The organism is Stieleria magnilauensis, assembly GCA_007753675.1.
GTDB lineage: Bacteria > Planctomycetota > Planctomycetia > Pirellulales > Pirellulaceae > Stieleria > Stieleria magnilauensis.
The window spans coordinates 8,086,335-8,107,708 of the sequence record CP036432.1; the positions used below are offsets into that span (position 1 = coordinate 8,086,335).

The 21,374-nt window shown below is 58.6% G+C and carries 9 protein-coding genes and 1 pseudogene; 5 read left to right on the forward strand and 5 right to left on the reverse strand.

The genetic code is table 11. The features are described 5' to 3' along the window. Positions 1-63: 63 nt before the first annotated feature. Positions 64-1,326 (forward strand): NRAMP family divalent metal transporter, encoded by a 1,263-nt coding sequence (locus tag TBK1r_RS29195; RefSeq protein WP_145218567.1) that lies wholly within the window; start codon positions 64-66, stop codon positions 1,324-1,326. Here the strand turns inward: TBK1r_RS29195 and TBK1r_RS29200 are convergent. After that, positions 1,286-3,418, reverse strand: a complete 2,133-nt coding sequence (locus tag TBK1r_RS29200; protein ID WP_145218569.1) for an FAD-dependent oxidoreductase — start codon at positions 3,416-3,418, stop codon at positions 1,286-1,288. The two genes, TBK1r_RS29195 and TBK1r_RS29200, sit on opposite strands and share 41 nt — an antisense overlap. A gap of 370 nt (positions 3,419-3,788) precedes the next feature. Here TBK1r_RS29200 and TBK1r_RS29205 point away from each other — a divergent pair, with 370 nt between their 5' ends. Then, positions 3,789-5,060 (forward strand): IS110 family RNA-guided transposase, encoded by a 1,272-nt coding sequence (locus tag TBK1r_RS29205; RefSeq protein WP_145206998.1) that lies wholly within the window; start codon positions 3,789-3,791, stop codon positions 5,058-5,060. Between the two features lie 206 nt (positions 5,061-5,266). Here the strand turns inward: TBK1r_RS29205 and TBK1r_RS29210 are convergent, their stop codons facing one another. Continuing rightward, complete coding sequence (locus TBK1r_RS29210) at positions 5,267-6,724, reverse strand: neutral/alkaline non-lysosomal ceramidase N-terminal domain-containing protein (protein WP_419580498.1); 1,458 nt, start codon at positions 6,722-6,724, stop codon at positions 5,267-5,269. A gap of 386 nt (positions 6,725-7,110) precedes the next feature. On the opposite strand from TBK1r_RS29210, the gene TBK1r_RS29215 reads away from it, so the two are divergent. Further along, the gene (locus tag TBK1r_RS29215; protein ID WP_419580499.1) at positions 7,111-7,488 is read left to right on the forward strand and encodes a hypothetical protein; all 378 of its coding nucleotides are present in this window, start codon (positions 7,111-7,113) and stop codon (positions 7,486-7,488) included. A gap of 87 nt (positions 7,489-7,575) precedes the next feature. Here the strand turns inward: TBK1r_RS29215 and TBK1r_RS29220 are convergent, their stop codons facing one another. Continuing rightward, on the reverse strand, positions 7,576-13,305 hold the full coding sequence (locus TBK1r_RS29220) for a neutral/alkaline non-lysosomal ceramidase N-terminal domain-containing protein (protein WP_145218573.1): 5,730 nt from the start codon (positions 13,303-13,305) through the stop codon (positions 7,576-7,578). Positions 13,306-13,662: 357 nt separating this feature from the next. On the opposite strand from TBK1r_RS29220, the pseudogene TBK1r_RS29225 reads away from it, so the two are divergent. Together TBK1r_RS29225 and TBK1r_RS29230 are read left to right on the forward strand one after the other, a co-directional pair. Continuing rightward, positions 13,663-13,911: pseudogene (locus TBK1r_RS29225) on the forward strand (sulfatase-like hydrolase/transferase); the annotation flags it as partial. A gap of 7 nt (positions 13,912-13,918) precedes the next feature. Beyond that, the gene (locus tag TBK1r_RS29230) at positions 13,919-14,236 is read left to right on the forward strand and encodes an exo-alpha-sialidase (protein ID WP_419580500.1); all 318 of its coding nucleotides are present in this window, start codon (positions 13,919-13,921) and stop codon (positions 14,234-14,236) included. A gap of 117 nt (positions 14,237-14,353) precedes the next feature. On the opposite strand, the gene TBK1r_RS29235 is transcribed toward TBK1r_RS29230, so the two are convergent. Continuing rightward, positions 14,354-15,346 carry a sialidase family protein gene (locus TBK1r_RS29235; RefSeq protein WP_419580501.1) on the reverse strand — a complete coding sequence of 331 codons (993 nt, stop codon included), beginning with the start codon at positions 15,344-15,346 and terminating at the stop codon, positions 14,354-14,356. A 104-nt stretch (positions 15,347-15,450) separates the two neighbouring features. After that, positions 15,451-21,276 (reverse strand): cohesin domain-containing protein, encoded by a 5,826-nt coding sequence (locus tag TBK1r_RS29240; protein WP_145218577.1) that lies wholly within the window; start codon positions 21,274-21,276, stop codon positions 15,451-15,453. Positions 21,277-21,374: the final 98 nt, after the last annotated feature.

Genomic DNA, 21,374 nt, shown 5'->3' on the forward strand with positions numbered 1-21,374 from the left:
TCTCGCTCGTCGCACGTCTTCCCCTCCCTTCCCCCGCCCACCTCATCTGCCCCCCAATCACCCATGAAACGAATTTTACAAGCCGTCGGTCCAGCCATCATTGTGGCGGCGGTGGTTCTCGGTCCAGGATCGATCCTGACCAGTTCCAAGGTTGGTGCTTCGCTAGGATTACTCGGTCTGCCCGTCGTTTTTGGGGCGTCGGTGTTGATGATCGCGATGGTCGCGTTGTCGGCCCGGTTAGGGGCGGTCTATGAAAACAGCCCCTGTGATGAATTGGCCAGTCGGTTGGGACGCCCCGTGGCGGTCGTGATCGGCGTGACACTGTTCACGCTGGTCGCGTTTTTTCAGTCCTCCAACAACATCGCATTGATCGGCGGCGTGGAGCCGATGTTCGGCGACGATCCGCTGCCGCTGGCTGCGCGAGCGATTGTGTTGCTGGGTGTCAACGGTTTGGTGATCGCCAGTTTGTATCTGTTAAAAAATCTGTATCGCAGCGTCGAAGGGTTGATGAAGATCCTGATCGGTTTGATGACGCTGGCGTTCTTGTTTAATTTTGTCGTGATCTTCATCAGCCCACCGGATTTCGAGCGTGTGGTTCCCGAGGCTGCGCCGGATGTGTTTGCCTTGTTGGGCATGATCGGCACCACGTTTTCGGTCGGTGGGGCTTTTTACCAGGCCTATCTGGTCAAAGAGAAAGGCTGGGGGATCGGTCAAGTGCGACAGGGGATGGTCGATTCGATTGTCAGCATGACCGTGTTAGGATTGATCACGTCGATGATTCTGGTGACGTCGTGGCGGGTCTTTTACGGCAACCCCAACGGCGTGGCATTGTCCTCGGTCGGCGATGTGGCACGGCAATTGGAGCCACTGTTTGGTGCGTCGGCCAAGCTTATTTTCTGTACCGGAATCCTCGCCGGCGCGCTCAGTTCGTTCCTGGTCAACGCATTGATCGGCGGGACGGTGATGTCCGACTCGCTGGGCAAGGGATCCAAGCTGGACGACAAATGGCCGCTGCATTTGACCACTGCCGCGCTGCTGGTCGGGATGTGCGTGGCGATCGCGTCGCTGGCCCGCGAAGGCAGCACGGTGCACCTGATCACCATCGCCCAAGCCTGCACGGTGTTGGGCATTCCGGCGTTGGCCGCGGCGTTGATCTATCTAGGCACACGGAAGGAACTGACCGGACCGCGCAAGGTGCCGCGCTGGATCATCGCACTGGCGGTGATCGGGTTTGTCGTTTCCTGTGTGTTGGCTGGTTTAACGGCCACCAAGGTCTATCAAAAAATCAATCCGCCAGCGGCAGTAGCTGAATTGCGTCAACGATGACGTGGCCGTCGGTGTCGCGGTTGTTGATCTCGACTTCTGCCTGTCCGACCGGGAAGGTAAACTTGCCGACCGTGGCGAATGCGCTGTGTTCGGGCTTGCGTCGTTGATCGACCGTCACCGTCTGCGTGGATCCGCCGGCGCGGATGATGACCGGAACATTGGTGGCGCGATTGGCGTTGGGCGAGTATGCGAGACGTAGTTCGTAGTTGCCTGCCGTTTTGATCGTTACCGGAAACCGAAGACTTTGGTGGCCCTTGTCGGTGTCGCCGTCGTGGCGATAACCGACGGCGACGAAGGGACCGACCATCTGACTGGTCGCGTGAAAGCCTGTTCGCTCGGCGGCTTCGTCATCAACGACGATCCCCGGCAGCGACTTGGGGGCGACCGACGCCGCCGCTTTTCGGACGGGGCCGGTCCAGGTCAAAATCTGTCCGTCGGCCACCAGACGTTCCTTCAGTCCCGCATAGTCGATCGCTTGAACCGGGACGTCGGCTTCGATCGCTTGCATCGCGGCCGTCGCCGACGACTGCCCGAGGACCATGAACACCGGTTCCATCCGGATTGAGCCGAAGGCGATGTGCGTGGCGCTCAAACAGACCGGGACCAATAAGTTTTCGCAATGCTCGGTCTTTGGCGTCAACGAGCCATAGTCGATGGCGTAGGGAGAAAAGCCACCGACTTGCACGTCTCCTTCATTTCGGGCGTGTCCTTCGGCGTCGACATAGCGCTGGACGTTGTGGGAATCCATCGTGTAGGCGGCCAGCCCAATCGGGGCTTCGGCAACCTTGCGACCTTGACAGTGGTGTTGTGTCATCACCGTTGCACCGATCATCCGTCTCGCTTCACGGATGTAGAGCTGTTCTTGCCAGCCGTCTTCTCGCTCGAATTCGTCGCGGCACGTTCCCCACCGGGCGACGTTGCTTCGGATCGACTCGGGCACCCGCGGATGATTCGCCAGCGTCCACATCAACCCCTGTTGGTAGTCGTGGTGACGCTGAATGATCGTTTCACGCTCGGCATAGCTGGCTTCCGGATAATCGTAGTTCTGGCCGATGAAATCCGTCGAGAATCCCGTCCGGTTGTTGGTGTCTGTCTTACGATTGGGCATGCTGGAATTGATCCACGGCATGCCCCGCTCGCCGGCCTCGAAATTGCGCAGCAACAATTCATAGTCCAGCGGATCGTAGCCTTCGGGTTTCGCGAACGGGATGCGGTTTGGGGGGTGATCGGTCAAACACATGCGAAAGCAGAAGGCCTGAACGCGGTGATCGCCACTGCCTCCTTCGCCCGGTCCGTCGGCGTCGATGCCCGGCAGCAATCCACTGCTGGCGTCGCCTGGAATCACGTACGCATCGACACCCGGCACGATTTGATGGTGCTTGGCCTGGCGGGTCTGAACGCCGTTTAAGGTTTCGTCGTACTCGGCATTGCTTTCGCGTCCGACGGTGTACGCGACGCCGGCACCGGCCAACAAGTCGCCTTCGTACGTGGCGTCGAGAAAGATGCGTCCTCGGTATGTCTGACCGCTTTCGGTACGGATCGACACGATCCGTTTGCCCTCAAGCGTGACGCCCTGCACCCGGCTGGTTGAATCCGAGATCGGTGTGCGGTCGAGCCGCTGGTTGTAGATCACCGGGATGTCGTACTGGCGGACAAAGTCGTGCATGATCGAGAGGGCCGCCGACGGTTCGAACGTCCACATCGTGTCTTCGCCCGATCCCGTTCGTGACTGACCGCTATCGCGAAACTGATCGCTCCGCTGCCACTTCCAGTGTTCCGGTTGCTCGTAGTACTTTCGCACGCGTTGATAGAACTCACGTGCGATGCCACCGATGGCGGCCTTGTTACCAATGTCGGTTTGCCCGAGCCCGCCGGTCGTCAGGCCTCCGATTCGTGTTCCCGGTTCGATGACAACCACCGAGCCGCCCATGCGTTTGACTTGGACCGCCGCGGCGATCCCGGCGGAGGTGCCACCGTAGATCACGACATCATGGACGGAGTCATCGGCGGCATGCACAGTGCCAGACGTTGTGCCGAGGAAAAACGCCAGGATCAAGGCGACGGTTAGCGGGAAGTGAGCACGATTTATCATTGTTTTTATTCCTTTGCGGCATCGTTGTTGTCATCGGTGGGTGCGGGGCAGCGGAAACCCTCCCCTTATAGCATCTCCTCAGTGTTCGGCGTTGAGCGTCCTTGCCATCGCGCAGCCCTTTCCGCAGCGCAGCTTTGGCATGGCGGATTCTCAACGCCGCGCTGATTATTATTTGAAGCGGTAGCCAGCGGAGTGCTACGGATCCCCTCCCCAGCCGCATGACGGCTTAGCGAGACTTCCGAGCACACCGCTCGCTTCATCCCAAAACGGATCACTCAGATGTAGCTTAGCGGGCTCTCTATAAGGTTTCCGAAGTGGGTGAGGCTGGACTACCAATCACACAAGCCTTTCAACTCGGTGAGACTACAGCATGAACGACAATTCACCCACACTCAACCAATCCATCGCGCTTTTTGTTGGAATCGATTGGGCTGATCAGAAACATGACTGCCACATCATTGATTCTCAAGGCAGAGAATCGGCGATGGAACTGCCCCACACCCCCGAAGCGATCAACCAATGGATCGCCAAGATGACTGAGAAAGCCAAGGGCGGGAAAATCGCGATCATGCTCGAACAGTCCAAGGGCCCCCTGATCCATGCCTTGATGTTCCGTCAGAACATCGTTCTCTACCCGATTAACCCTAAACAACTCTCTCGCTATCGAGAAAGCTATCCGGGTGGCGATGGCAAAAGTGATCCTACCGACGCGATGTATCTGGCCAGGCTTCTTCGCGAACGAATCGAGACCCTTAAGGCATGGCTGCCTGATGATGAGCAGACGCGATTGCTGAACCGGCTTTGCGAGCAAAGACGCTTCATCGTAGGCAGCCAAACAAAACTGCGTCAGCAGCTTATCAGCGTACTTAAACAGTATTTTCCTGTAGTTTTGGAGCTGTTCGGCAAATCCCACCAGCTGGATTTGCTACTGGCTGTACTCAAGCGGTGGCCTGATCCCAGGCAACTCCGTCGTGCTGATCGTCGGTTGATTGTTCGGGTTCTGCGAGAACACGGAGTCCGAAATGAGGAGCGGCAAAAAGAAGCCCTCGATGCCATTCGTAGCTCGCCGTTGCTCTGCGATGACTCTGCCCTGATCACTCCCATGTCCATGACGGTTAAGCATTTGGCTCAGCAAATCGAAGGATCCATCAAAACGATTGAGCAGTTCGACCAACAGATTAGCGAGTCGTTCAAGGCTCACGGCGATGCCCACCTGTTCTCCTCGCTCCGAGGAGCCGGCCCAGCACTTGCGCCTCGACTTCTGTGTGCGTTCGGTTCGCAGCGTGATCGCTGGTCCGATGCCGATGAACTGGCTTCCTTTAGCGGAATCGCACCCATCACGCGTCAAAGCGGAAAGCAGCGTCATGTTCAACGGCGCTATGCCTGCCCGAAATACCTTCGCCAAACCTTTCATGAGTTTGCAGCCGCAGCCCGGACATGGTGTCCGTGGACCAAAGCTCGCTACCAAATGTTACGAGCCCAAGGAATGAAACACCACGCGGTGCTACGCAAGCTCGCACGTAGTTGGATCCGGATTCTCTACCGCGTCTGGCAGACCCGCATCCCGTTCGACTGTGGTCGATACATTGAAACTCTCAAACGCCGATTACCCGGTATCGTCCCCTACCTCGAAAATTCCTGAAATCCGAAAACAAGCCACTTGCTCAGAGCTCAGATGTCTCGCTGCGCTCGACCCTCCCGCACACGGGAGGGTTACTTCTCAAATTGATGCGTGTGGGGGGCGCTGACGCGACCCCAAGCTTTGTTGTGGCACGCCGCTGGCGTGCACCTCCAAGGTTGTCGCGGATTTGACCCACCCTGCGTGAATCACCCGGGCCTTCATCAACACTACTGCGAAACCTGTTCGAGCAAGTCCAGCAAGGTCTGTCGCACTAGCGGTTCGGCATCGGCGGACAGATAGCTGGACTTGGCACGCCAGGTTTCGTAACCACCCCACGTGTGTTGCTCCGCAGTCGGCAGGTAGCCGTTGTATCCGTTGGCCAGTTCGATCGTGAAGGTCGGTTTCAAGGGGCTGTGTTTCTTGATCGCCAAGCCCGTCTCGACGAATGTTTCACAGGGACTGCTGACGATTCCCAACTCACCGATCCGGATCGCTTGAAGCTTGACATGGACCGTCTCGGGGTACTTGGCCAGATCCAGCGTTTCGTTGGCATAGATTAACCGGCGGTCGCGCCACGGGCCCGGTCCGGCTTCGGCGATCAATTCCTCCGCGCGGGCCAATTCTTCAGCGTCGGGGCGGCGCACGCCGAGTTCGATTTCGGTTTCCCGCATTTTCAACGGCACCCAATCCAGATACTCGATCCGTTGGTACGCGACGAGTGCGGATGCCGCGACATCGGCGGCGACCAGTCGGATCTGTTCGAACGGTTGCTGCCGTGCGGCGCCTTCAAAGAAATTGATGTTGTTGATGTCACCGCTGGTTCCGTTGGTCATCGCGGCGACGAACGCGGGCTTTGTGTCGTCGGCGTCGATTGATCGCGAGAACTGACGAGCGAATTCGCCGAAGTAATCCGCCGAAAGCGAGTTGGCCGGCACGCCGCCGACGTAGTGCAGCGAGTAGTTGGCCCACATCGCGATCGGGCGACCATCAATGGCCTGGACCGCCAAGACGGGGACTTGGGGATCGATCGGGCCGGCCGGTTGCAGCAGGCTCTTGCTGTTCGCGGCGGGATTCATCCGGACCTTGTCGGTGCCACGGTCGAACGGATCAGCCAAGGAATTTCCGGGACGCAGGAACCAGCGGCGGTTGAACACCTGCCGCGGATTGTTTCCGATCGCCCAACCCACGCGAGCCGGTTCCAATTGCGAATGGGCTTGGACGATCCCGTCAGCAATTCGCTGGGTAAGAAACTCGAGGTAGTCGTCTTGGACGATGCTTTGAAAGGTGGGTGTCGCCGTCACCGCGGTGTGCGTGTGGGTGGCCGAGCAAAGGATGTGATCGGTTTCAATGCCGGTCGCTTCGGACGCCCGTTGCTTGGCCGCGTCGTAGATCTCGCGCGGAATCATGCAACTGTCGCAGGTCACCAATGCGATCGTCGTTTGGCCGTTGTCCATCACCAGACACCGTGCGTGCAGCGGGTCATGTGCCTTGTCGGCCATCCGATGCGTCATGCTGCCGGCCGAACTGACGGGGAACTTGGTCGGAGTGATGTCGATCGCGAACGCACCGGCGCGAAGCAGTTTGGTCGGTGTCTCCGCAACGACGGTCACGCTACCGAAAAAGAGGCTCAGGGAACCAACAAGGGCGGCGGCAAGGTGCAGCCTGAAACGAAGCGACGAATACATGGATGGATGCTTCCGTGGGAGGTGCCGTTGCGTCGTCCGGTGGGAACAAGCAGCGTGCATGGGTGGTGGGCAATGATCTCGCGTGGTGAATCGCGAACCATGGTGCAGGCGGGCGTGAATCTGTTTGTCGACAAGCGATTGCGGAGATTATGCTATCTTGTCGGCGGGGCAGACGCAACTAAATCTCGACTTGCCCCACACCAGCCTGCCATCGGAACGGTGCTTGCGATGACGATTCTTTCGAACGAGAAAGTCGCAGGGAACTTCCTGCAGCGATCCCAATGACGATAACCAGACGCAGGCAATTTTCGATCGCTTCGTTACTTGCAATGACTGCGATTGCAACCTGCGCTGTTGCATTTCTGCATTTCAAATACGAACGGGCAATGGCTCAGCAGGCGCTCCATCGATCGACGTTCTACGACCGTGTCATCAAAGAACAAGCGACTGTCACCGGGCCTCCACTGGCCAAGGTCGTTGCGATGGATAGCGGCGAACCGGTCGCAGGTGTGATCATCGGAATGACTCTGATTGGGCCCGACGGCGGCGATGGTGGTTTTCAATGCTTCACGACTCAGCAAGCCGGGATTGCCATTCGGCACCTCCCACTCGCGCCCGGACGATACCAGTACCACTTGGATCCCGATCCCAAATCACGATTTGCTCCTACCCAATGGCGTCGAGGCCAGCCCTATGTCGTCGTTGCAAATGATGGCACGACGGCAGTGCCGGTCTTAAAGCTTGGTGTTCGTGTCGCCCGATAGCTATCGATTCGCGTTGGAACAAAAGGTCTCGCAGGCTCTGCGTATTGCTGCACCGGAAGGACTGGTTGGCGTCAAACGGCTGATCTCTCAATCCGTCGTCGTCGGATTGGACCGCAACAACACGATCAGGTCGGCGACGTCTTGTGGTGAAAGTTCTTTTTCCAACCCATCAGGCATCAGCGATTTTCCCGATGCCCGTAACTCTTCAATCTCCGATCGCAGGATCGTTTCCCGTTTGCCTTCGCCGGACAACAGCGTGATGCTGCTGCCCGTCTCGGTGCCCAACAATCCGTTTCGGACGCGGCCGTCATCGCTCAGCACGATGTACGTCAGATAGCGTGCTTCGACCGCGGCACTGGGGTCCAAGATGTTCGACAGCAGCACGTGGGGACGTTTGTCGGTGATCGACGCCAGGTTGGGGCCGACTTCATGGCCGACGTTTCCGAGTCGATGGCAGGCGGCGCAGCTCTTGGCAAACACCTTCTTTCCCCGTTCCAAGTCACCGACCAACGTCAATGCGTTTTGGTAGTCTTCGATCACCTTTCTACGGTCTGGGCTGGTCGAAGACGCGAAGGCTTTCGTCCAGCCGGCTTGAAGCGTTTTGTCCTTGGTCGCCAACAGCCGTTCACGGATCGCGGGACCGATTTCGCCACTGGAAAGTTGTTCCGAACGCACCGCCGCCAACAGCGCCGAACTCCACGCCGTGCGACCGGACAGCACGTCGAGTACACGTGATCGTAGCGCGGGACCGTAGGACGGCCAGCCGGACAGCAAGGCGTCCCCAATTTGCGGATCGGATTGGTCGGCCAATCGATCCACCACCGCCAGTTGCAACTCCACCGTCGATTGCGGCACCAGCAACTCGGCGAGCAGCCGCATGTCATGGGTGTGATCGCCTGGTTGTCGTAACAACAGACGCAGCGCACTGTCGACCATGGGGGTCAACGTTCCCGACGCTTCGGAAACCACGCTCCGCGCCTGTTGGATCGATCCGGCGATCAACTGTTGCTGAGCATCGGAAAGCTGTGTGATCGAAAACTTGCGTTTTTCCAAACCATCGAGCAGCTCGGCCAACCCGGACAGCTGCCATGGTTCTGGGGGCAAGTCTGACCGTCCCACGAGGCTGGCGATGGTTTGACCGATAGCGTCGACATCCCCCAAGGCCGCGACCTGTGCGAATAACTGTCGTTGCAATGGGTGGGCGCTTCGGTCGCGCGCCGATGAATCAGACGCGATCGCCATGAAGGCATTCAGCACCTCGGTAAGGTTGCGATCACTCAGCGAACTCATCACGTTGGCAACGATGTACGCATCGTCGGCTGACTGCCACGCCAGACTTGCGAGTGCTTGGGACGCGAGCGGATCGTCGTACGCCCCCAGCGTGGCCGCGAGCTGTAATCGCACCTTGGCGTCCTTGTCCTCGATCAGCGACGCCAATGTCTGTACCTCGACCACATGTCTGGCAGCCAATCGCACGGCTTGGCGGCGGACTCCCGGATGCGGGTCACGCAACGCCGTCTGCAAGACTTCAGCGTTCAGCGCCTGCAGCCCATCGAGTGTGCACAGGGCTTGCAGTCGCTGGCGTGGACGGTCGTCGGCGGTTGCCATCGATCGAAGATGCGGAACCGCTGCCATGTCCTTCGTGCGAACCAGAGTGCGCTGTGCCGCGTCTCGCTGCCAGCCGTTCGAGCTGGCCATGGCACGCAGCAATCCTTCACGCGAGTCGTCGATCTTTGGCATTCCCGGATGCTTGCCGGAGGGTAGGATGCGATAGATCCGGCCATGGTTTTCTCCCAACCGATAATACGGTCTCAGCTCATCTTTGCCGTTTTGAGGCAGCCATTGGGGATGTTCGATCATGTAGCGATACATATCGACAACCCACAGCGCGCCGTCGGGGCCGGTGCGGACCATCACCGGCCGGCACCAGCGATCTTCACTGGCAAAGAAATCAACGACATCCTCGGCCGGGTCTCGGTGGAAGTCAAAACTGACGCCGTCCTCGGTGATGATGTTGTGTTGAACCAAGTTGTGAAACGGCTCGCAGGTAAACGCGTGCTGCTGGTCGTCGGCTTGCGGGAATAGCACGTCGTCGCGATAGATCATTGCCGAGCAGGCTGACGTGAAACGTCCGGATTGGTTGAAGCTGTGAAAACGCTTTTGCAGTTGTGCGGCGGGAAACACCGGAGGATTGACCGGTGTGACGACCAGATGCTTCGGATCCGGCGGGGCGAAGTGCGGATTGCGACGGATGTCTTCATCGGCCAAGACGTAATGCCAAAGCGGTCGACTGTTTTGCACTCCGAACCAGTTGCCCCAGTCGTCTCGATTGCGTCCGTATTGTGAGGGACCACTCTGCGGATCGATCTCGCCGGTGTCAGGCCGAATGCGAAAATCACGGCTGCCGATTTGATGACTCTCGCCCGTGATCACCGACGTGATTTGGTTGCCTTTGCCGTACCCCGCATGATGGCTGCCGCTGGCGCAGTGGACCCAGTTGTCCAACCCCCAGCGCAACCCGTTGACACGCAGTTGCTGGTTGCCTTCCAGGAACCCGTTGAAGACCGTTCGTTTGACGTCGGCTTTGCCATCCCCGTTGCTGTCTTCCAGATACAGAATCTCCGGTGCGGCGGTAATCAGAATGCCATTGCCCCAGACCAGGATTCCGGGCGGGAAACTGAGGTCGTCGGCAAACAACGTGGATGTTTCGTAGTACCCGTCCGCATCCCGATCTTCCAAGACGCGAATCCGGCCGCCCGGTTTGCCGTGCCCATCGATGCCCAACGGATAGTCGGCCATTTCCACAACCCACAGTTTGCCATCGAGTCCCCAGTCGATCGAAACCGGATCCTTCAACTGCGGTTCGCTGGCGACCAACTGGACGTGATAACCCTCGCGAACATGAATCTTTTCCAGGGAATCGGCCGCTGCGATCGGTGTCGGTTCCGCTTCCTGTTGGGGCTGCGTTGTGGTGTTTTCAACGGGAGTCGGTTTGACGCCAGCGGCCGCGAAATGAGATTTGGCTTCTTCCAATGTGATCGCCCGATCGTACACCGCCACCTCGTCGATCATCCCTTGCAGATTGGCGAAATTGTCATTGCGACCACCGATTTGAAGTTCTCCGCAACCATCGGGATAGGTCTTGGGAAGCCGATCCTCGATTTCAATCTCGCCGTTTAAAAAGACCGTTACCTTGGCTCCCTGTCGCGTCATCACCACATGGTTCCAGCCACCGGGGACAAGCAACGTCTTGCCGGTCACTGATTCCCCGCGTTCGTTGCCGTTGAACACCAACAATCGTCCCGTGGCAGTGTGCGTTCCGCCGAGTCCCAGGTTGTCACCGGGGGCACCGTTGGCGCCGTCGACCCCTCGCGTGAAGAGGTAGGCGGTGATCGGGCGGCTGGTGATCGGGAGCTCATTCCGGAACCAGAATTCGACGCTGTATTGATCGTCCAGCTTGGAAACGCCCGCCAAGACTCTGCCGCCGGAAAAGTTCGGCGTCGCGGTGCCAGGTTTTCGGGGACCGGCATGGGGTTCGTAACGGGCGTGGTTGCCGCCCAGTTCGTCTCGGGCGGACTGGCGGTCGGCGTCATGCAACCGCCAATAGGCGATCGGTTGCGAAGTCCGAACCGCTTCGGCGTACCGTTTCAGCGAATCGTCGTTGGACGGTTTTTCGCTTTGAATGAACGGCCGTCGAGGACGCGCCGGAGGTTGCATTTCAGAGGTGCGAAACAAATCGCCAATTTCGTCTGCGGAGAGCGTTCGCGCGAACAAGGCAATGTCATCGAGCTTGCCGTCGAATCGGCCGAATGAGAATTCCTCTGCCGGTGAGCCGTCCTTTGCCGGGAGTGGCCGTTCCAATTCCGGTTTCGGGTTGCCGTCCAAGTAGATCTTGATCGAATCGACATCAAGCACCAACGTGACGTGATGCCATGCTTTGGTCGACAGGGGTGTCGCAGCGACGTGCCGTGTCGAGCCATCGCCGAACGCCAGCAAAGTCATGCCTTGATCGCCACCGACGATCGATAACGATTCCATTGATTCGTCGCGGCCACGCGAAAACAGCGTCCCCGTTTGGTCATGTCCATCGGCGGGCAAACCGTTCCAAAACCACATCGACATGCTGTAGGTATTCGACAGCGAGTTCACGGTGGCTTCTAACGAGCCGCCGGCGAAGTAGACACTGCGGTTGGGAGTTTCACCGAATCCGTGGCCGCTCGGTCCCGGCAAATAAAGGGCGACACCGCCCTGGAACGTCGCATGATGATTGCCCGTCGCATCGGTCGCACGGTCGACCACCATGTCGCCCAATCGCCAGTACGCCGTGGGCTCGGCATCGAGGATGGCGCGGGAATACGCGTTGGGAGGATCGACCAGCGGACGCCGCTTCTTTCCCGAGACGGATTCCAACAGCGACAGCACGCGGTCGACGATCTTCGGTTCCGCATCGATTTCCAATCCAGCCGTACGTGCCGGCCAGGTTGTGTATCCGCCCAAGCGATGCTGTTCGGGTGGCGGAATGTAACCTTCGGCGCCGTTGGCGAGTTCCAAGTTAAACGTTTCGCCGAGCGGACTTTGCTGTTTCAGTTTCAATCCCGTGATGCCGTAGACTTCATTCGGCAGTGCGGTGATGCCCAGGTCGCCGATCCGCACGGCTTGCAAAACCACTTCTGTTTCCGGATTCTCGTCAATCCACTCAGCCTGTTGCGCGTAGACTTCCGGGCGATCTTTGGGTGGACGCTCACCCCGTTGTTCGTTGATTGTCTTGGCCCACGCCAGACGTTGGGCGTCGGGAACTCGCCTGCGGAGTTTCATCCGTGATTCGGCCATCGCGATCGTCAGATCCGACCGATGCTCGATTTGTTTCCACGCCGCCAATGTTTGTTCGGCGATCGCTTTGGCGTAGTCTTTTCGATTCACAGGTTGATGCGGTTTGGCGTAGTTCATCCAATGCAGATCACCGCTGGTCCCTTGCGACATGATGCCGACGAAGGTGTGATCGGATGCGTTATCCGTTGGAGCGATTTGCGATTCCAGCAAATCGGCGACTTCACCGAAGTAGTCCGCCGAGAAGCCGGAACTGCTGCCGAAGTAGTGCATCGAATAATTCGCCAACACGCAGATCGGCGCGTCGTCCTGGGCGGAAACGACGCTCAGCACGGACAGTTGAGGATCGACCGGGCCGGCCGGACTGACGTAATCGGGATTCAGGTACCCCGGATGCATCATGGCCCGCACCGTCGTTTCGCCGAATGGATCGGGTCGGATCCGATCGCTGCGGGTGATCCAGCGACGACAATTCGTGTGTTCTTCCGCGTCCACGGACGTCCAGCCGAGTTTTGCCGGTCGCAGGTTCCGGTGCGCGGACACGATCGCCTGGGCGATTTGCGGCACGACGAATTCGACATACGCCTCATCGCGACTGGTGCCCAAGCAGTACGACATCACCGAAGGGGCTGAATGGGTGTGGGTGGCGCTGATCAGGATGCGTTGGGGCGGTAGCGAAATCTGATCGGCCACCTTCGCTTTGATGGCGTCGCAAATGTCGGTGGGAAGCATGCACGAATCGACGATTGCGATCGCGATGGTTTCCTCGCCATCGGACAACACCAGACAACGAGCGTGCAGCGGATCGTCGACACGATTCCATTCAGCTTGTAAGAAGCCACCGTTGCGAATCGCCGGCAGGCTGCGGGGAGAGATGTCCACCGATGCCGCTCCGGCGCGCAATTCACCAGCCCACACGGGTTTGTCGTCGAGCGTTCCGGCGGCCAGGGAGACCAGAAACAACCAACACACGAAGCCGTTTCGATTCATAAAATTCACTCGTGGAAATGATCGCTTGTCAAAAGTGGGATAGGCTTCCAGCCTGTCAATTCCGCATTCGTTCAGTCGTGATCATTGAGGGGTGCTGGATCAAGGTGGGCAATGGAAGCAGCACGTCGGGGGTGGGGCAATCGACATCGATCGATGTCCACTGCGGTGCGGGAGATTATTGTAACATACCGTTACAGCATCAATCGCGGTTGAAATCCTGCGGTCTCCATTCCACGAAAGCTTCACATCCATCGTCAAGATGCTTACTCCATGAAACCACTCCTGGGTCATCACTCTGTTTGGGTATGCGCGCTGTGTCTGTTGTCCGCTAGCTTGGTTCCCGCGACCTCCTATGCGATGGAACCCCAGGCAGAATCTCCCAACATCGTGCTGATCGTCGCCGATGATCTCGGTTACGGTGACCTCGGTTGCTATGGTCAGCAGTTGATCGCCACGCCCAACATTGACCGACTGGCACAGCAAGGAATCCGTTTCACCCAAGCCGATGCCGGAGGACCGGTGTGTACGTCGTCACGGAGTGTATTGATGACCGGGCTGCATGGCGGGCACACTCCGGCTCGCAACAACATTCCGCACTATCCGACCTACCTCGATGACAACGATCACACCGTTGCTGAACTGCTTCAGGACGCCGGTTATCGATGCGGTGATCTTGTCCGATGGTCGGCATCTGCTGGTCTACAACCACACCATCAAACGCGGCCCGTTCCCCGCCGGCCGCTCGATGTTGAATGTGGCCCTTTCCTCTGACGGGAAACAATGGAATCCCGTGCTGACGTTGGAACGCGAACGCGGCGCCGAGTTTTCCTATCCGGCCGTCATTCAAACCGCCGACCACAAGATTCACATCACTTACACGTGGAAACGCACGAGCATCCGTCACGTCGTGCTGGATCCCGACCGATTGTGAACGCGGCTTTGGACGATGAAGTGCACGCCGCGATTGACGGTTCGACCTCCCCTCGCAACGACCATGGATTCGGTCGACTTGCCGAGCGACAGGAGTTACTGATCAAACGGCGGCTGCTTAACCTTCGAAGCGGACCTTGGCCAAGTAGATGTTCGTCTTGCCTTCGTGTGACGAATAGTAGCTGATCCACAGCATCTCATCATGCCAAACCAGCCCTGCGTAACTGGTGTCTCCGCCCGACGGCAGCTTAAGTGCTTCGGTCAGCGTGCCGGTCTCCGGATCGAGCCAACAGAGCGACGTACGGACGGGCGAATCGTATAGACGAACGACGGCGACGAAACGACCGTCGGGCAGCTGGATCATGTCGGGACCGCCTATCCGCACTCCCAGGGGCTTCCAATCCCAATGCGTGTACGGGGGACGCGACGTACCGAGGTTGCCCGAGTTGGGTTTTCCGTCCTGTCGCAATAAGCAATACGCCGTGTCATTGGGAAGGAAAACGATGGACGTTTCGTTGGGGTACGTGCCTTCGACGTCAACGTTTTCGATCAGAGTTTCAAACGACTTTCCGTCGGAACTTTTGAACAGCCGCAGGCATCGATCGCCCTTGCCGCAACCGTAGCCGAAGCCGTACGCATTTCCCTTGTGCCAAGTGATCCGCCAGAGCCAGTTGTCTGGATCACCGACCGCGGTGGGGGCACTCCAGTGGGTGCCGTCGTCGGAGAACCAGACCAGCGATTGATGGTGTCGTCCCTCCGGCGTGTCGGCCGCTCCGGCGCCGGCGAGCATCAGCCGGCCATCGGGAGTGACGGTGATTTTGGCATCGCGCAGATCGTAGTCTTGCGACGTGACGAGCGCCGCGGACTTCCAATGTTCACCGTCCGACGACGTCAGAACTCGCAACGCGCCGTCGGGAGAGACGTGTTTTTGACCCTCGCGAAAAACGCAGTACCAACGCTCGTTAAACCGCACCAGATCGGTGAACGCGTTGTGTGGAGCCGCGTCCCATATACGCTGCGCGTCGACGAGAACGGGTTTAGGAAAGTCATCGGCCGCCAAGAGTGCGACGGGGAGGAGAAGCAATGCAAAGAGGGAAGCGGCACGGTTCATGATGCATGTCCTGGGTGGGCTGGGGAGGGTGGGAGGCGTGCATTCTAACGAACCGGGACAGCGACGGGGGAAGATGACCTGGCCAGCACCCGACTGCCATCCTCCTAAAGCCTCTTCAGGAAATTCAAACCGAAGCGGCCATAATCTTGTCCATCGACATCGCCATCGCCGTCGGAATCCATGAAGGGGTCGTAATTTGGGTCATCGGATTGGCTGAGGAAGGCCCGTCCGAAACGACCATAGTCCTGGCCATCGACGTCGCGGTCGCCGTCGGTATCGCCATAGAGTCGAAAGAACTGGTCGAGTGAAGTTTGGCCGAACTGATAGGGGGCCGTCATTTCACCCTCGGTTGCGGCGCGGACGTTGCCGGCGGTGATCTCCAGGCGATAGTTCCCGTCGGCCAGAGAGTTTGCGAACAGTCCTGAACCGTTGCGTGGCACCGTGGAATCGCCGGCAAAGGTGAGTGTCGCAATCGTTTTGCCAAGCCCAGGATCGTCCACGGCCGACACATGGATCACACCGACACTTTGCAACCGATCGAGATTGACCAGTTCGAACGCATCGCTCAGCAAGCCATGGTCCAAGATCGTGTTGAATTGAATCGTCAACGACGTGATCTGGGAGCGATTGTTCGTTCCATCGTTGACCGTGATTTGCTGGACACCGGGCATCACCGTGATCGCTCCGTCGACCGGATCGTTGGCGCCGTTGGTCGGTGACGGAACCAGCACCAACTCTTGGACGTTTGCGTTGGTCGCATTGGTCGTCGTCCGGCTGATCGTGTCAACGAAATTGGCTCTCAAGTTGATCGTCGAAGCGCCGATCAACGCGTCGCTTTTGACCGTCATGTCGAACACCAGCAGCGACCCGGTGGTCCCGTTGGCAAGCAGCGGTGTGCTCGCGGCGGTGGACATCGTGACCCGGATCATTCCCGGACGCTGGACATTGACGGCGGGGGCGCTAAAGCCCGCATCTTGGACCAAGTCTCCCAGACGGAAATTTGCAACATCGAATCGGTCGGGATCAAACTCGATGACCAAGTCGACACTGCTGAGCGTGATGCCGTCACCTTCGGTCACGGTCAGCATCACGGGTGTGGCGACGGTCGTCGTCGGCGAGGCTTTCAGGTCGGTCGGAATGAAGATCAGCGGATCGGGGCCGTCGGCCGCTTGTGGTGTAATGCCACTGGGGATCGCCGGCACCACGTCGACCGGAACGCCGATGATCACGCGTTGCAGCAACGTCGCATCGCCACCGGATAGGTCGCCGCTATGGTTGAGGTCGGCGATCACCCGCGGATCGGCAAGTTTGTAGTCGGCAAACCCCGAAGCGCTGCCCACCACGACGCGTTGAAGCAGGGTGACGTCGCCACCGGTGTACGAACCGCTGGCGTTGTGGTCGCCGACATAAGCCGCGACGTGCAATCCATCATCGTCACGCGTCGGACGCAGCGCAGGCAATGGGGCGCTATCGCGGACCTCGACGGTCCGCAGGTCCAAGACCTGTTTGGCCGTGTAGGGTGCGGAGGCGGGAACCGATGCGGCGAATCGTCCGAGTTCCATCACACCCTCCACGGCCGCAAACTCGTTCGGACTGCTGACGGTGACGCGTGCCAATCCGGGGTTGACCAGATGGAACGCCGCAACCGCGCCGGAGATGTCGGTGGAAAACCCACTCAGCGTCAACAGGTTGGGATCAAATGCCAGTTCAAAGTCGACGCTGGATACATCGTGCCCGGTGCTTAGCGTCACAGGGATTCCGGAGTCGGCGTTGCCGGGCAGATTGACCGTCTGGCCGGCTCCGCGGGCGAATTCGGGGATTGAGATGGTCACGTCATTGGCCGCCGGCGTCGCGATCACAAAGCCGCGAATGAAATCGTCCCCCACGGTTCCGTCTTCGTTGCCGTCGAGGCGTTCGCCCTGGTCGTCTTTGAATCCGTCGGTTGCACTGCGCAAGGTGACGGTGTAGTGGTCCGGTTCCAAGGGACCACCGGTGCGGACAAAGGTCACGCTGCGCCCGGTTTCAGCGACGACCAGTGATCCACTCACGATTCCCGTTGCGGCACCTTGCACGACGACATCCGCCGGCCCGAGGGATTGGGCAAAGTCGTCGTACAGGTTTAAGTCGGTGTCATCGAGCGAGCGATTGAAGTGCGCGACAAAGCCGTTGTGGTTGGCCATGAAGTGCGTGACCACCAGCGTCGGCGTTGCTTGGTGATTGCCAAAATCGATGGCGCCAACCACCTCGTCTTCGCCAAGATGCACCAGATGCGACTGATCGTTCGCAGTGCTGGTGAATGTGAATTGATCTACCACACCACCGCTAAACACGATTCGCGAAATCGGATCGGTCGGATCGAGTGTGACAAAGTTCGCCGGATCGGCGTTGACCGTTGCCAGCCGGCTGGTGACCTGTCCCAACACGGTCCCGTCCACACCGTAGGCCGTCGCCGTCGCAGGGGTGGGGCCGGCATGAACGAAGAAGAACCGCGTCGAATCGATCGGGCGGTTGAACTCCACGCTCCCCTCCGTGTCGTTGATTTCGTAAGCGAACAGCCCCGACGCGTTCAATGCCGGCATGCCCGTGTTGAGGACGGTTCCGCCGGCGAAGTGCGCCCCGGAAAAACTGAAATCGGTCACGCCGGGAAGCGTGATCCCCGACTCCGGCCCAGTCGCATCAAATTCAATCGTGCTCGAAACCGCCGCCGCGATCGGAAAGGTCTGTTGGAATCCCGTCGGCACGACTTCGCGAATGACATGACTTCCTTCGATCAGGTCGATGATCGTGTACCGGCCGGTTTCATCCACGTCGCTCGTCGAGGGGTTGTCCGCCGATGAGATGGCAAAGGGCTCACCGACGTCGTACTGTCCGTCACGGTCCACGTCGACGTACATCCGGACACCCCCGAGTCCCGGTTCGCCGGCGTCGCGTTGTCCATTGTTGTTCAAGTCATTGAACTTGGTCCCGGTGACTTCACCGAAACCGGCTCGCGGCGCGGGCAACGGCGGCATGTACACAGCCAGCGGGCGGCTGGGATTATCGACCTTGTCCAGGATCTTGGCGTCAATTTGTGCCGGAGTCGTCGTGCCCCAGAAATTGTAGCGCAAGTCGACTTCCGCATTCGAATCGCCGACCAGCACGATGCCGGTATTGTTGGACGCCAGATTGCTGAAGTCATTGATGCGAATGTTTGTCCGGGCCGAACTGTCGATTTGCAGCGGAGTGTAGAACTCATTGCGGTCAAACACGACGCTCGCTGCCGGATCGATCTCGATCTTGTCCCAGGCAAAAAGCGACTTCTCGGCGAAGAAGTTCCCACGGACAAAGATCCGAGCGATGTCTTGGAGGTTGCCCGTGCTGATGCGGGTGAAATCGGTCTTGATCACGTCCAACGTGCCTGTCGCGCTGACTGAAATGCCCGAGGTTTGCCCGCTGTATCCATCTTCAAGTACCAGGGACGCGGCGTTGTCGAATCGCAAGGTGCCATTCACGTTGAATTGCTGATTTTCCTTGAGCAGTGTTCGCACATCATGATTGACCGACAGTAACGCCTCCTCTTGGATCGTGAATCCGCTCGGGAACACGTAGCGAAGATCAACCGTCGTCGCCGTACCGATCAGATTCAGATTCAGCGTTTCCCCGGTCGGCAGTGAGCCGGCCAGGATGTCGATGTCTTCAAAACGGAGGTTGTCCGCAAGTCGTGAGGCATCGTGCAGGTGTGGATAGGGCACCGAGATCGGCTGGGTGAACTCGTTCCGCAGGACCCAAGGCGTGGCACCGTTGCTGATCACACTGCCATCGCTCAATCGGATGGAATCCCAGTCGAATTGTGAGTCCGTTGCTTTGAATTTCCCACCGGCGGCGACGTCGATGCGAATGTCGTCTTGAAAGTTGCCGGTGTTGGTACGCGTGAAGTCCGTATTGATCACGTCCAGCGTGCCCGTTCCATTGACCGAAATCCCGGCGAATTGACCGCTGTAACCGTCTTCGGCGACCATCGATGCCGCGTTGTCAAGCTTCAACGTGCCATCAACCGAAATCTGTTGGTCTTCTTTCAACAACACCGAGACGCCCTGATTGACCGACAGCGTCGCGTTGGATTGGATCTCGAATCCGCTCGGGAACACGTAGCGAAGATCAACCGTCGTCGCCGTACCGATCAGATTCAGATTCAGCGTTTCCCCGGTCGGCAGTGAGCCGGCCAGGATGTCGATGTCTTCAAAACGGAGGTTGTCCGCAAGTCGTGAGGCATCGTGCAGGTGTGGATAGGGCACCGAGATCGGCTGGGTGAACTCGTTCCGCACGACCCAAGGCGTGGCACCGTTGCTGATCACACTGCCATCGCTCAATCGGATGGAATCCCAGTCGAATTGTGAGTCCGTTGCTTTGAATTTCCCACCGGCGGCGACGTCGATGCGAATGTCGTCTTGAAAGTTGCCGGTGTTGGTACGCGTGAAGTCCGTGTTGATCACGTCCAGCGTGCCCGTTCCATTGACCGAAATCCCGGCGAATTGACCGCTGTAACCGTCTTCGGCGACCATCGATGCCGCGTTGTCAAACTTCAACGTGCCATCAACCGAAATCTGTTGGTCTTCTTTCAGCAACACCGAGACGCCCTGATTGACCGACAGCGTCGCGTTGGATTGGATCTCGAATCCGCTCGGGAACACGTAGCGCAGGTCAATTGTCGTCGCCGTACCGATCAGATTCAGATTCAGCGTTTCCCCGGTCGGCAGTGAGCCGGCCAGGATGTTGATGTCTTCAAAACGCAGGTTGTCCGCAAGTCGTGAGGCAACGTGCAGGTGTGGATAGGGCACTGAGATCGGCTGGGTGAACTCGTTCCGCAGGACCCAAGGCGTGGCACCGTTGCTGATCACACTGCCATCGCTCAATCGGATGGAATCCCAGTCGAAGTGCGAGTCTGTTGCTTTGAATTTTCCACCGGCGGCGACGTCGATGCGAATGTCGTCTTGAAAGTTGCCGGTGTTGGTACGCGTGAAGTCCGTGTTGATCACGTCCAGCGTGCCCGTTCCATTGACCGAAATCCCGGCGAATTGACCGCTGTAACCGTCTTCGGCGACCATCGATGCTGCGTTGTCAAACTTCAACGTGCCATCAACCGAAATCTGTTGGTCTTCTTTCAACAACACCGAGACGCCCTGATTGACCGACAGCGTCGAGTTGGATTGGATCTCGAATCCGCTCGGGAACACGTAGCGAAGATCAACCGTCGTCGCCGTACCGATCAGATTCAGGTCCAGTGTTTCCCCGGTCGGCAGTGAGCCGGCCAGGATGTTGATGTCTTCAAAACGCAGGTTGTCCGAAAGTCGTGAGGCATCTTGCAGGTGTTGATAGGGCACCGAGATCGGCTGATTGAACTCATTGCTTTGGACCCAGGTCGTGGAGGCATCGGCAATCAGACTGCCGTCATCGAACACAACCGTATCCCAGTCGAAACGGGAATCGGTCGCCATGAATTTCCCGCCCGCCACGACCGCGATGCGTGTTCGGTCAAACGCGTTGCTGATCGTGCGACGCGTGAAGTCGGTGTCGTCGATGTCCAGCGTCCCTGTCCCGCTGACGACGATTCCGGAATCCTGTCCACCACTTCCATCGGTGATCTCGACGCCGGCCGAATGGTCGAACTTCAACATTCCATCAACGGTGACGTTGACGTTTTCAAAAATCCTGATCGGGACGTTTGCTCCGACCTCGACGATCACCCCCGACGCGATCTGAGTGTCGGCGACGAACTCCACTGGATCGGACGGGTCGGTGAACGTCAGGTTGCTGGTGATCAGCCCTGAAACTGCGGCCAGCACTCGGCGATTTTCCAGTCGTTCCAAGCGGGGACGCAGGGTCGGGCGACGCAGTCGTTTCGAAAGTGCAGTGCGTTGACGCGTTGACCGGTGTGCATTTCGACGTCTCATGTCATGTTTCCCCGATGCGTGTGCAGATCAAAAAATGTCCCAGTGTTGGCTGCTCGCAAGTGAAATCGCACCAACACACCGACGGCGTCCTCGTCACC

Coding starts and splice junctions, on each gene's coding strand:
- TBK1r_RS29195 (WP_145218567.1), top strand. CDS start 64: ATGAAACGAATTTTACAAGCCGTCGGTCCAGCCATCATTGTGGCGGCG.
- TBK1r_RS29200 (WP_145218569.1), bottom strand. CDS start 3,418: ATGATAAATCGTGCTCACTTCCCGCTAACCGTCGCCTTGATCCTGGCG.
- TBK1r_RS29205 (WP_145206998.1), top strand. CDS start 3,789: ATGAACGACAATTCACCCACACTCAACCAATCCATCGCGCTTTTTGTT.
- TBK1r_RS29210 (WP_419580498.1), bottom strand. CDS start 6,724: ATGTATTCGTCGCTTCGTTTCAGGCTGCACCTTGCCGCCGCCCTTGTT.
- TBK1r_RS29215 (WP_419580499.1), top strand. CDS start 7,111: ATGGCTCAGCAGGCGCTCCATCGATCGACGTTCTACGACCGTGTCATC.
- TBK1r_RS29220 (WP_145218573.1), bottom strand. CDS start 13,305: ATGAATCGAAACGGCTTCGTGTGTTGGTTGTTTCTGGTCTCCCTGGCC.
- TBK1r_RS29230 (WP_419580500.1), top strand. CDS start 13,919: ATGACAACGATCACACCGTTGCTGAACTGCTTCAGGACGCCGGTTATC.
- TBK1r_RS29235 (WP_419580501.1), bottom strand. CDS start 15,346: ATGAACCGTGCCGCTTCCCTCTTTGCATTGCTTCTCCTCCCCGTCGCA.
- TBK1r_RS29240 (WP_145218577.1), bottom strand. CDS start 21,276: ATGAGACGTCGAAATGCACACCGGTCAACGCGTCAACGCACTGCACTT.